11 protein-coding genes are annotated in these 11,696 nt (G+C 63.3%); 5 read left to right on the top strand and 6 right to left on the bottom strand.

What is annotated here, in order from left to right; genetic code table 11:
* The 4 genes from C1D09_RS29230 to C1D09_RS29215 all read right to left on the bottom strand — a co-directional run.
* The coding region (locus C1D09_RS29230) for an ATP-binding cassette domain-containing protein (RefSeq protein ID WP_143977460.1) at positions 1-491 on the bottom strand (491 nt) is incomplete at its 3' end.
* A 9-nt stretch (positions 492-500) separates the two neighbouring features.
* The gene (locus C1D09_RS29225) at positions 501-1,415 is read right to left on the bottom strand and encodes an ABC transporter permease subunit (RefSeq protein WP_143977459.1); all 915 of its coding nucleotides are present in this window, start codon (positions 1,413-1,415) and stop codon (positions 501-503) included.
* Between the two features lie 7 nt (positions 1,416-1,422).
* Positions 1,423-2,307, bottom strand: coding sequence for an ABC transporter permease subunit (locus C1D09_RS29220; RefSeq protein ID WP_143977458.1), 885 nt, complete (start codon positions 2,305-2,307; stop codon positions 1,423-1,425).
* 104 nt (positions 2,308-2,411) lie between these two features.
* On the bottom strand, positions 2,412-3,764 hold the full coding sequence (locus C1D09_RS29215) for an extracellular solute-binding protein (protein WP_143977457.1): 1,353 nt from the start codon (positions 3,762-3,764) through the stop codon (positions 2,412-2,414).
* A 373-nt stretch (positions 3,765-4,137) separates the two neighbouring features.
* On the opposite strand from C1D09_RS29215, the gene C1D09_RS29210 reads away from it, so the two are divergent.
* On the top strand, positions 4,138-6,588 hold the full coding sequence (locus C1D09_RS29210) for a sensor domain-containing diguanylate cyclase (RefSeq protein WP_143977456.1): 2,451 nt from the start codon (positions 4,138-4,140) through the stop codon (positions 6,586-6,588).
* A gap of 4 nt (positions 6,589-6,592) precedes the next feature.
* Here the strand turns inward: C1D09_RS29210 and tlpA are convergent, their stop codons facing one another.
* Positions 6,593-7,273: a thiol:disulfide interchange protein TlpA gene (gene tlpA / locus C1D09_RS29205; protein WP_143977455.1), complete on the bottom strand. Its 681-nt coding sequence runs from the start codon at positions 7,271-7,273 to the stop codon at positions 6,593-6,595.
* Between the two features lie 37 nt (positions 7,274-7,310).
* Between tlpA and argH the strand changes: the two genes are divergently transcribed.
* The 3 genes from argH (at position 7,311) to lysA (ending at position 10,371) form a co-directional block, all read left to right on the top strand.
* Entirely contained in the window at positions 7,311-8,711 is a 1,401-nt protein-coding gene (gene argH, locus C1D09_RS29200; protein ID WP_143977454.1) for an argininosuccinate lyase, read from the top strand.
* Between the two features lie 117 nt (positions 8,712-8,828).
* Positions 8,829-9,035, top strand: a complete 207-nt coding sequence (locus C1D09_RS29195; RefSeq protein ID WP_143977453.1) for a hypothetical protein — start codon at positions 8,829-8,831, stop codon at positions 9,033-9,035.
* Between the two features lie 67 nt (positions 9,036-9,102).
* A complete protein-coding gene (gene lysA / locus C1D09_RS29190; RefSeq protein ID WP_143977452.1) occupies positions 9,103-10,371 on the top strand; it encodes a diaminopimelate decarboxylase in 1,269 nt (422 codons plus the stop codon).
* Positions 10,372-10,389: 18 nt separating this feature from the next.
* Here the strand turns inward: lysA and C1D09_RS29185 are convergent, their stop codons facing one another.
* A complete protein-coding gene (locus C1D09_RS29185) occupies positions 10,390-10,692 on the bottom strand; it encodes an ArsR/SmtB family transcription factor (RefSeq protein ID WP_095787878.1) in 303 nt (100 codons plus the stop codon).
* A gap of 50 nt (positions 10,693-10,742) precedes the next feature.
* On the opposite strand from C1D09_RS29185, the gene C1D09_RS29180 reads away from it, so the two are divergent.
* The gene (locus tag C1D09_RS29180) at positions 10,743-11,684 is read left to right on the top strand and encodes a threonine/serine dehydratase (protein WP_143977451.1); all 942 of its coding nucleotides are present in this window, start codon (positions 10,743-10,745) and stop codon (positions 11,682-11,684) included.
* The last annotated feature ends 12 nt before the right edge of the window (positions 11,685-11,696 follow it).

The raw sequence follows: 11,696 nt of genomic DNA, 5'->3' as shown, positions 1-11,696 counted from the left end.
AGATTGGACAGCGGCTCGTCGAACAGGAACACCTTCGGCTCGCGGATCATCGCGCGGCCCATGGCGACGCGCTGCCTTTGCCCGCCGGAAAGCGCCATCGGCCTGCGGTCGAGCAGATGTTCCAGCTCCAGCGTGCGGGCGACCGCCTGGATGCGCTGCTGGCGCTCGGCCGACGAAACGCCGGCGACCTTGAGCGAATAGCCGATGTTTTGCGCCACGCTCATGTGCGGATAGAGCGCGTAATTCTGGAACACCATGGCGCAGCCGCGCTCGCGCGGCTCGAGTTCGTTGACCACCCTGCCGTCAATCGCGATCTCACCGGCGGAAATCTCCTCCAGCCCGGCGATCATGCGCAGCAGCGTGGACTTGCCGCAGCCGGACGGTCCCAGGATGACGACGAACTCGCCCGAGGCGAAGTCGAGATCGACGCCGTGCACGACTTGCGTCTTGGCATAGTTCTTCTTGACGCCGCGTATTGTGATGGAGGCCATTTTTGTCTCCTATTTCTCGGTGGCGATCAGGCCGCGCACGAACCAGCGCTGCATCAGCACCACGACGAACAGCGGCGGCAGCATGACGATAAGCGTCCCGGCCATGGCAATGTGCCATTCCGGAATGCCGCCGACATTGGGGATCAGTTGCTTGAGCTCGGTCACCGCCATCGCGTGCGACTGGTCGGTGGTGATGAGCAGCGGCCACAGATACTGGTTCCAGGCCCACAGGAACATGATGGTGCCGAGCGCGGCCATATTGTTGCGCGACAGCGGCAGCAGGATGTCGATGAAGAACCGCAGCGCCCCCGCGCCGTCCATGCGCGCGGCCTCGGTCAGTTCGTCCGGCACAGTCAGGAAGAACTGCCGATAGAGGAACGTGCCGGTCGCGGTGGCGACCAGCGGCAGTATCAGGCCGCTATACGAATTGAGCAGTCCAAGGCTGAGCTGCACCTGCACGCCCGAGATTTTCTCGATGAGCCAGGAAATCCCGGTCAGGTCCAGGATCGCCTGATACGGCTCGAGCACGTTGGCGACTACGGCGTAGGTCGGCACGATGCGCACTTCGAGCGGCAGCATCAGCGTGATGAAGATCAGCCAGAAGATCAGCATGCGGCCGGGATAGCGGAAGTAGACGATCGAGAAGGCGGTGAGCGCCGAGACGATCACTTTGCCGGCGGCGACGCCGGCCGCCATGATGAAGCTGTTGAGCAGCTTGGGACCGAGATCGGCGGTCGTCCAGGCGGTCTTGATGTTGACCCAGAAGTCGCTGCCCGGCAGCAGCGACATCGGCACATCGTTGACGTCCTTGAGGTTATGCGACGCAGCGATCACCACGACCACGAACGGCGCGATGCAAAAGACGAAGCCGATGAACAGGATCAGATGCGTGAAGAAATTGAGGAATGGAGTGCGCTCGACCATATCCATCTCACCTGTAGTGCACGCGCCGCTCGATGAAGCGGAACTGGAAGATGGTGAGCACGATGATGAGCAGCATGAGGATGATGCTCTGGGCGGCGGCACCTGAATAATCGAGGCCCTTGAAGCCGTCGGAATAGATCTTGTAGACCATCAGATTGGTCGCGTTCGCCGGACCGCCGGCGGTCATGATGTCGACGATGCCGAAGGAGTCCTGAAAGCTCTCGGTGATGTTGATGACCAGCAGGAAAAAGATGGTCGGCGTGATCAACGGAAACTGTATGTCCCAGAAACGCCTGATGACGCCGGAACCGTCCATCGCCGCGGCCTCGATCAGCGAGCGTGGGATGGCCTGGAACGCCGCCAGGAAGAAGATGAAGTTGTAGCCGACATATTTCCACGAGAAGGCGACGATGATCGAGGCCATGGCGTCGGCGCCGTCGAGGCCGGGATCCCAGATGCCGGGCCAGACCCGGTTGACCATGGCCATGAAGCCAGCCTCCGGCGCCAGGATGAAGCGGAACGCCATCGCCAGCGCGGGCGCGGCGATGCCGTAGGGCCAGATCAGCACCACGCGATAGAGACGCGAGCCGGCGAGCTGCCGGTCGGTCAAGGCGGCGAGCACAAGTGCGATGAACATTGCGAGACCGGTACTGATGCCGGCAAAGACAAGGCTGGCGGTGATCGAGCTCCAGTAGTCGGCGTTGGACAGGATCGAGCGGAAATTGTCGAGCCCGACCCAGATGTTGCCGCCGCCCCAGGGCTGTTGCAGCGTCAGCGACCAGTACACGGCCTGGCCGGCCGGCCAGTAGAAGAACGTAAAGATCAGGAGAAGCTGTGGCACCGCGAAGAGGATGCCGATCGTCCATTTGCCGAAAGTGACGCGTTTTTCCATCGATCCGCCGATGCCGTTGAACCGTCAGCCCGCTTCTTGGGGCAAGACTAGATATGAAATGGCCGCCCGTCGAATCTGGGCGGGCGGCCGTTCCGCAATCGGGGTCAGGGCAGGGTCTTGCCCGGATAGGTCTGCTGGAACCGATCGAGGATGGCGTCGCCATTTTTGACCAGCGTGTCGAGGCCTTCCTGCACGCTGACCTTGTTGGCGAAGATCGCCTGCATCTGCGTGCCGAACTCGGCGCGGATCTGGGTGAAGTTGCCCAACCGGATGCCGCGGGTGATTTCGGTCGGCTCGGACGCGGTCAGGCTGGCGATGGCGACTTCACGGCCCTTGTAGGGCGCCTTGTCGTAGAAGCCCTGGCCCTTCATGTAGTCGAAGCCCGACTTGGTCACCGGGATGTAGCCGGTGTTGGTCGACCAGAACAGCGCGGTCTTGGGGTCGTGGATGAAGTTCAGGAACGCGGCAGCCCCCTTGTACTCGGCGTCCGACTTGCCGGAGAGCACCCACAGCGAGGCGCCGCCGACGAGCGAATTCTTGCGCTCGGTGCCGGCATAGACAGGCAATTCGGCGACATCCCACTTCATGCCTTCCTTCTGGGTCCTGCCCACCGTGCCGTGGTCGCCGACCGAGGTCAGGATGAGCTGGCAGGTACCCGAGGCGAAGGCCTGGACCATGTCCTGGCCGAGATCCTTGGACTTGATCTTGATCAGGCCGGCGTCATACCACTTCTTCAGATCGGTGACGTACTGGACGAACTTGGTCTTGTTGACTTCCAGACGCGCGTCGAGACCGTCATAACCATTGTTCTTGGTGGCGATCGGCTGGTTGTGGAGCGCCGAGAACTGCTCCATCAGCTGCCAGCTTTCGTTGGCCGAGATGTTGATCGCCATCGGGCACTCGTAGCCGGCGTCCTTCAATGCCTTGAGGTCGGCGCCGACATCTTCCCAGGTCTTGGGCGCTTCGGTCTTCCCGATCTTGGCGAAGGCGTCCTTGTTCCAGTACATCAGCGGCGTCGAGGAATTGAACGGGAAGGACAGCATCTCGCCCTTCGACGTGGCGTAGTAGCGCGCGATGCCTGGGAAATAGTCGGCGTAGTCGATCTTGTAGCCGTTTTCTTCCATCAGCTTGTCGGCGGGCTTGTAGGCGCCCGACAGCATCATGGTGGCGGTGCCGACATCGTAGACCTGGACGACGGCCGGCTGCTTGCCGGCACGGAAGGCCGCGATGGTGTTCTGCAGCGTGGCGTCGTAGTTGCCCTGGCTGGTGCAGACGACTTCATAGTCCTTCTGCGAGGCGTTGAAGTTCTTGCACAGCGTGTCGACGACACGGGCAAGGTCGCCCGAAAGGCCGAACCAGAAGTCGAATTTTACCGGTTCTGCCGAGGCAGGCATTGCCAGCGCGGTGCTGAGCGCGCCAGCGGCAAGGGCAGCAAAGCCCCGCTTGATCATGGTCATGGTTTTCCCTCTTGAGTGGCTGGTGACAAGGGTCTTGCGCAAGTCCTTGCCCGCTCTCTTAGAGAAGGTATGTGACAGTTCTGTTGTGGCTCCCCGGCCTTTGCACAGCTGCCCGTTCCTCTCCCTTGGCGGCTTGGCCGGCATCAAAACGCTCCGGCGTTTTAGGTAGCTAGGGCGGCTGTCGAGGACGTAAAGACCACATTGGCCGCCATGATTATCCGGCTAAGGGGGCGGTGAAATGCCGGTGCGGCAGCGGGCATGAATGCGCTGGGGAAGCACGCCAGGGTTGCAGGCGGCTTTATCGATCCTTCAACAGCCAAGCCTTAATCAGTCATGTTTCCTTTTTTATTTCCAAAAGGCTTGGGGATATAAGATGTTGACGGTGTACAACTGCATCGTGAACCAGCACGATCTGAGACTGGTCGCCCTCGCCGCGCTGATCTGCGGAATTTCCTGCTTCTCCGCCGTCAGCTTGCTTCACCACATCAGCCGTTCGACAGACCGGAACCGGCTTGCCTGGCTGATGATCGCGGCCACGTCGACCGGCTTCGGCATCTGGGCAACGCATTTCATCGCCATGCTGGCGTTCACGCCGGGCATACCCAGCGCCTACGATCCGTGGCTCTCCGTGCTCTCGCTCGCCGCCTCGGTCGCGCTGACGGCGGCCGGCATGTGGATCGCCACCTTGAGGGACGAGTTCGACTATCATCTCGTCGGCGGCGCCGTTCTCGGCGGTGGTATAGCGGCCATGCACTACATCGGCATGGCGGCATTCGAGGTGCAGGGTCGCATCGAATGGAACCTGCTGATGGTCGCCGCTTCCCTGCTGGCCGGCGTGACGCTCGGTGCGCTGGCGCTGCGTGCCGTGCTGCGTCGCCCGTCCTTGACGGCGACGTCCGTCGGCGCGGTGCTGCTGACGCTGGCGATCTGCACCTTGCATTTCATCGGCATGGGCGCCGTCTCGATCTATCCCGACTCGTCGATCGCCATATCCGAGTACACGATCGAGCCGACGTCGCAGGCCTTCGCGGCCGCCGCCGCAACGCTGGTGATCCTGGTATTGTCGGCATCGGCGCTGTGGATCGATTTGCGCTTCCGTCGCCAGAAGCTCGAGGTCGATCGCATGCACGGCCTCGCCAATGCCGCGGTTGAGGGCCTGATCGTCTGCGACGGCAACCGCATCGTCAGCGCCAATGACAGCATGGGCAAGCTGACCGGCACGCTTGCCGCGACGCTGAACGGCATGGAACTGCGCGAACTTTTCGACGAACACACGGCGACCGACGCTGCCAGCCTGGCAGCCCGGCCATGGGAGGCGGAGCTGACGAACCGCGACGGAACGCGAATTCCCGTCGAACTGATCGCCCGAAGCATCGACTATTGCGGCAAGCAGCACAACGTCATCGCCGTACGCGACATCCGCGAGCGCAAGAAGGCGGAGGAGGAGATCCTTCGTCTCGCCCATTTCGATCCGCTGACGGGACTGGCCAACCGCCGCTCCTTTTCCAGCCGTCTCGACATGGAAATCGCATCCATGAACCGGATCGCCAACACCGAAAAGGGCGTCAACGGCCGGCACCTTGCGCTTCTGCTATTCGACCTCGACCGCTTCAAGGAGGTGAACGACCTTTACGGGCATGGCGCCGGCGATGCGATGCTGCAGAAGGTGGCGACCTGTGCGGCCGGTGTTCTGCGTCACGGCCAGATGCTTGCGCGCCTTGGCGGCGACGAATTCGCCATCATCGCCCCCAACCTGCCCGACCCGCAGGCGGCGGGCCGCATCGCCGGGTCGCTGCTGGCCTCCATGCGCGAGGAAAACCGGGCCACGGCCGGCGGCGGCCTGGTCTCGGCAAGCATCGGCATCGCGATCTATCCGCTCGATGCCGAAGACCAGACCGCCCTGATCAGCCATGCCGACACCGCGCTCTACCGCGCCAAGACCGAAGGCAGGGACACTTATCGCTATTTCGAGGCCTCGATGGGCGCCGAGGCCCGCGACAAGCGTATTATGGAGCACGAATTGCGCCAGGCCGTCGTGCGCAACGAGTTCTACCTCGTCTACCAGCCGCAGAAGGAGATCAGCAGCGGCAGGATGGTTGGCTTCGAAGCCCTGATCCGCTGGCGCCATCCCGAACGCGGCGACGTTTCCCCCGCGACATTCATCCCGGTCGCCGAAGACAGCGGCGCCATCGGGCAGATTGGCGACTGGGTGCTCGACGCGGCTTGCGAGGAAGCCGCCCGCTGGAAGAATCCGCTGACGGTCGCCGTCAACGTCTCCGCGATTCAGCTTCACAACCCCAATTTCAGCCGCAAGGTCCACGAGACATTGCTAAGAACGGGCCTTGCCCCGACAAGGCTGGAACTGGAGATCACGGAAACCGCCCTGGTGAAGGACATGCCGCGTGCGCTGGCAACCCTGCGGCAGGTCAAGTCGCTCGGCGTGCGCGTAGCCATGGACGATTTCGGAACCGGCTATTCCTCGCTCTCCAACCTGCGCGCCTTCCCTTTCGACAAGATCAAGATCGACTCCTCCTTCATCAAGGCGGTCGACACCAACGGCCAGGTCGCGGCGATCGTACGCGCCGTGCTGGGGCTGGGGCGCGGCCTTGGCCTGCCGGTTCTTGCCGAAGGCGTCGAGACGCTTGGCGAACTGAAATTCCTGGACGCCGAAGCCTGCGAGATCGGCCAGGGCTACTATCTCGGCAAACCGGCGCCCATCGAGGCGTTCGACGACCTGACCGGCCACGGCAAGCGCACTCCGGCGCGCACCGACCATCGGGATGGCAGTCTCGTATTGCTCAAGCCAAGCCTGCGCTCGGCTTGATCGCTCACGATCCGAGCGCCGTGTCGATCAGCCGCCTGGCGTCGGGCCCCGACCATTCAGCCGGGCCGTTCATATGTGCGATCAGGCAGCCTTCGCCGTCGATCAGCATGGTCACGGGAAGACCGAGCGCCAGGCCGCGTGCCTTGAGGTCGTTGAACAGTGCCACCGTCGAATCCCGGTAGTAGCCGAGCGCTTCGACACCTGTATCCTTCAGGAACTTCTTCGGCTTCACATCGTCGCCGGCATCGACATTGACGGCGACCACCTGAAAGCTGTCGCTGCCCTTCTCCTTCTGCAGCGCATCGAGTGCCGGCATTTCGGCACGGCAAGGCGCGCACCATGTCGCCCAGAGGTTGAGCAGCACCGTCTTGCCGGCATGGTCGGCGATCGTCATCGGCTTGCCGTCCGGGCCATTGAAGGCAAGGCCTTTCATCGACTGCGGCGGATCGGCGGGCAACAGGGCCGCGACCTGGCCGGTGGCGGCTGCCGCGATCTTCTTGGCGCGATCGCTCTTGGCGACGCAGGCGACGTCGTCCTTGCTGCCGCCGACCGCCACCCGGGCCGGTGCATTGTTGCCAGACCGGCTCTCGCTGACATATACCGCGACCGCGCCGGCCAGCGCTCCCGCCACCAAAGCGGCGAGGATCAGGCGCGGGGCCGGGAAAAATCTGTTTCCGTCTGCCATTTTCTCAAAACTGCTCCGAAGCACGGGTTTTATAGCGATGAGCGACAAGAAGACCAGCAACCAGATGTGGGGCGGACGATTTGCCTCGGGTCCGGCCGCGATCATGGAAGCGATCAACGCGTCGATCTCGTTCGACCGCAAACTCTATGCGCAGGACATACGCGGCTCGATCGCCCATAGCGAGATGCTGGCGCAAACGGGCATTATTTCGGCGGCCGATCAAGAAAAAATCGCTCACGGGCTGAACACGATCCTGAAAGAGATCGACGCCGGCCGCTTCGAGTTTTCGACGAAGCTCGAAGACATCCACATGAATGTCGAGGCCCGTCTCGCCGACCTGATCGGCCCGGCAGCCGGCCGCCTGCACACCGCGCGCTCACGCAACGATCAGGTGGCGGTGGATCTGAGGCTCTGGGTCAAGGACGAGTGCTTCCGCGTCGCGGAGGCACTGAAGGCCCTTATCACGGCGCTGCTGGAGCGGGCCGAGGAGCACGCGGCGACCGTGATGCCGGGCTTCACCCATATGCAGGCGGCGCAGCCGGTGACCTTCGGCCATCACTGCATGGCCTATGTCGAGATGTTTGCGCGCGACCTGTCGCGCGTGCGCGATGCCATCGAACGCATGGACGAGAGCCCGCTCGGTGCCGCCGCCCTTGCCGGCACCAGCTTCCCGATCGACCGCCACGGAACCGCCAAGGCACTCGGTTTCCGCGAGCCGATGCGCAATTCGCTGGACAGCGTTTCGGATCGCGATTTCGCGCTGGACTTCCTTGCCATGGCGGCGATCTGTGCCACGCATCTGTCGCGGCTGGCCGAGGAGATCATCATCTGGTCGACGCCGCAATTCGGCTTCATCAGGCTGTCGGATAGTTTTTCCACCGGCTCCTCGATCATGCCGCAGAAGAAGAACCCCGACGCCGCCGAACTGGTGCGTGGCAAGACCGGCCGCGTCAACGGCCATCTGGTCGGCCTGCTGACGGTGATGAAGGGCATGCCTTTGACCTATGGCAAGGACATGCAGGAAGACAAGGAACCGGTGTTCGACGCCGCCGAGACGCTCGACCTGATGCTGGCTGCGATGACCGGCATGGTCTCGGACATGACGGTCAACGCTGCCGCGATGAAGAAGGCCGCAGGCTCCGGCCACGCGACCGCGACCGACCTCGCCGACTGGCTGGTGCGCACGCTGGGCCTGCCGTTCCGTGAGGCGCATCACGTCACCGGCCGTGCGGTGGCGCTGGCCGAGGAGAAGAAGATAAGCTTGGAAAAGCTTTCGCTGGAGGATCTGCATTCGATCAATCCCGGCATCACATCGGATATCTTCTCGGTGCTGGCGGTGCAGAATTCGGTCAAGAGCCGCACCAGTTTCGGCGGCACCGCGCCGTCGGAAGTGAGGAAGCAGATACGCTATTGGAAAAAGCGCCTGGCCAAAGCCTGAAGCCCGATATTGCGACGGCAGTATCCCGGATATTGCAACCGGCAATATCCGGGGTGCAATGGGCCGAGAACTCGGCTAAAAGCGGCGGCTGACAAAACGTTTCGGACGGATGGATCGATGACCGCAAGCAGGATTTTGGTGACGCTGACGCTGCTGGCGGCAATGGCCGCCGTGACCGCCTGCGGCCGCAAGGCCGGTCTCGACACGCCCTATGAGGCAGCCGTCCAGGCGCGCAAGGATGCCGAGAAGGCCAAGCAGCCGCTGCCGCCGGAGCCGGAAAAACCGGTCAAGGACAAGAAGTTCATCCTCGACCCGCTGATCTAGAACCGATCAGGCCGGGTTTGGCTTTCAGGCCCGATCTTGTCGTGCTCCAACTTCCGGAATCACTCTCGTGAACCATTTCGACTACCGCGACGGCGTGCTGCATGCCGAGGACGTGGCAATCCCTGATATCGCCGCTCAGGTCGGCACGCCGTTCTACTGCTATTCGACCGCTACGCTGACCAGGCACTATCGCGTCTTTGCCCAGGCTTTTGCCGGCCTCGATGCGCTGGTCTGCTATGCCATGAAGGCCAACTCCAATCAGGCCGTGCTGCGCACCCTTGCCAGGCTCGGCGCCGGCGCCGACGTGGTCTCGGAAGGCGAGCTGCGCCGTGCGCTGGCGGCCGGCATCCCGGCAAGCAAGATCCTGTTTTCCGGCGTCGGCAAGACCGCGCGCGAAATGGACCTCGCCCTCGAAGCCGGCATCCTTTGCTTCAACGTCGAGTCCGAGCCTGAACTTGAACTGTTGTCGGCGCGAGCGACGGCACTCGGCAAGGTGGCGCCGGTCTCGCTGCGCATCAATCCCGATGTCGACGCCAAGACCCACAAGAAGATTTCCACCGGCAAGGCCGAGAACAAGTTCGGCATCCCCTGGCAGCGCGCGCAGCAGGTCTATGCCCGCGCGGCGGCGCTTCCGGGCATCAAGGTCACAGGCATCGACACCCATATCGGCAGCCAGATCACCGAGTTGCAGCCCTTCGACGACGCCTTCGCCCTGCTGGTCGAACTGGTCGGCGCGCTGCGCGCCGATGGCCACGCCATCGAGCATGTCGATCTCGGCGGTGGCCTCGGCATCCCTTACCGCGTCGACAACAACCCACCGCCCTTGCCCGACGCCTATGCCCAGATTGTCAGGAAGCATGTCACCAAGCTCGGTCTGAAGGTGATGTTCGAGCCGGGCCGCCTGATTGTCGGCAATGCCGGCATCCTCGTTTCGGAAGTGATCTTCGTGAAGGAAGGCGACGCCAAGAATTTCCTGGTCGTCGACGCCGCCATGAACGATCTGATCCGGCCGACGCTTTACGACGCCTTCCATGACATCAGGCCGGTCGTGCAGCCGCCGGCCGACACGCCCCGCATGATCGTCGACGTGGTCGGCCAGGTGTGCGAGACCGGTGACTATCTCGGCCTCGACCGCGACTTGCCCAGGCTGAAGGCCGGCGATCTCATAGCCGTTTCCACCGCCGGTGCCTACGGCGCCGTGCAGGCAGGCACCTACAACACCCGCCTGCTGGTGCCGGAGGTACTGGTCGACGGCGACCGTTTCCACATCGTGCGTCCACGCCTGAGCTATGACGATTTGATCGGGCTGGATTCGGTGCCTGACTGGCTGGCATAGAAGCCACAGCCGGCAGCGCTACAGCCGGTTCTGCAGGAGCGTCCTTGTCTCGGCAATCCTGTCTTCGTCACGGCGGTAGAACGTCCATTGCTTGATGCGCTTGGGCCGCAGCAGGCCGGCCTGGGTGAGCACGCGCATATGCTCGGAGAGCGTCGCCTGCGTGATGCCGAGCTTCTCGGCGATCAGCAGCGCGCAAACGCCGTCCTCGATCAGGTCGCCGTCCGCCTGGGCCGGGAAGTGCGCGCGCGGATCCTTCAGCCAGTCGAGGATCTGCAGCCTGCGTTCGTTGGCGATCGCCTTGAAGACATCAACCTCTTGCATTTAGTCATTTTGCCAAGTTACTAATTACTGTCAACCCCAGGGAGATCGCCATGGCGCAGGGCAGTACCGTTACACGCGAGCGCATTGCCGCGATGGAACCACGCATCCGGCCTTATATCAGGCACACGCCGGTGCTGCGCGTCGACATGGCTGATTTCGACCGGCCGCCGCTGGCGGTCGACCTCAAGCTCGAATGCCTGCAGCATTCCGGCTCGTTCAAAGCGCGCGGCGCCTTCACCAACCTTCTGGAAAGGCCGGTTCCCAAGGCTGGCGTCGTCGCCGCATCGGGCGGGAACCATGGCGCCGCCGTCGCCTATGCCGCCATGCGGCTCGGCCACAAGGCGACCATCTTCGTTCCTGAAGTGAGCCCGCAGGCCAAGCTGGACCTCATTCGTTCCTATGGCGCCGACCTGGTGGTTGGTGGTGCCCGCTACGCCGAGGCGCTGGCCGCCAGTGAACGTTTCGCGCAGGAGACCGGCGCCTTGCAGATCCACGCCTTCAACCAGGAGGAAACGCTGGTTGGCCAGGGCACGCTTGGGCTCGAGATCGAGAACGACCTGCCCGAGATCGACACGCTGCTGGTCGCCGTCGGTGGTGGCGGCCTGATTGGCGGCATCGCCGCCTGGTATGCCGGCCGCATCCGCATCATCGCCATCGAGCCCGAGGGCGCGCCGACGCTTCATCGCGCCTTCGAGGCCGGCCATCCCGTCGACGCGCCGGCGGAAGGCATCGCCGCCGATTCGCTGGCGCCCAAGCGCGTCGGCGAACTGATGTTCCCGATCGCCGAAGCCTTTGTCGAACGCTCCATCCTGGTCAGTGATGACGACATCATCGCCGCGCAGAAGGCACTGTGGAACCGGGTACGCATCATCGCCGAGCCGGGTGGGGCGGCGGCCTTCGCCGCGATCCTGTCCGGCCGCCACACGCCGGCACCAGGCGAACGCGTCGCCGCGCTGATCTGTGGCGCCAATGCAAACCCCGCCAATTTCTGATTGCAACCATCT

It is taken from the genome of Mesorhizobium intechi, from assembly GCF_002879535.1.
Taxonomy (GTDB): domain Bacteria; phylum Pseudomonadota; class Alphaproteobacteria; order Rhizobiales; family Rhizobiaceae; genus Mesorhizobium; species Mesorhizobium intechi.
This window is presented reverse-complemented; position numbering and strand designations above follow the sequence as displayed.

Coding starts and splice junctions, on each gene's coding strand:
- C1D09_RS29225 (WP_143977459.1), bottom strand. CDS start 1,415: ATGGTCGAGCGCACTCCATTCCTCAATTTCTTCACGCATCTGATCCTG.
- C1D09_RS29220 (WP_143977458.1), bottom strand. CDS start 2,307: ATGGAAAAACGCGTCACTTTCGGCAAATGGACGATCGGCATCCTCTTC.
- C1D09_RS29215 (WP_143977457.1), bottom strand. CDS start 3,764: ATGACCATGATCAAGCGGGGCTTTGCTGCCCTTGCCGCTGGCGCGCTC.
- C1D09_RS29210 (WP_143977456.1), top strand. CDS start 4,138: ATGTTGACGGTGTACAACTGCATCGTGAACCAGCACGATCTGAGACTG.
- tlpA (WP_143977455.1), bottom strand. CDS start 7,273: ATGGCAGACGGAAACAGATTTTTCCCGGCCCCGCGCCTGATCCTCGCC.
- argH (WP_143977454.1), top strand. CDS start 7,311: ATGAGCGACAAGAAGACCAGCAACCAGATGTGGGGCGGACGATTTGCC.
- C1D09_RS29195 (WP_143977453.1), top strand. CDS start 8,829: ATGACCGCAAGCAGGATTTTGGTGACGCTGACGCTGCTGGCGGCAATG.
- C1D09_RS29185 (WP_095787878.1), bottom strand. CDS start 10,692: ATGCAAGAGGTTGATGTCTTCAAGGCGATCGCCAACGAACGCAGGCTG.
- C1D09_RS29180 (WP_143977451.1), top strand. CDS start 10,743: ATGGCGCAGGGCAGTACCGTTACACGCGAGCGCATTGCCGCGATGGAA.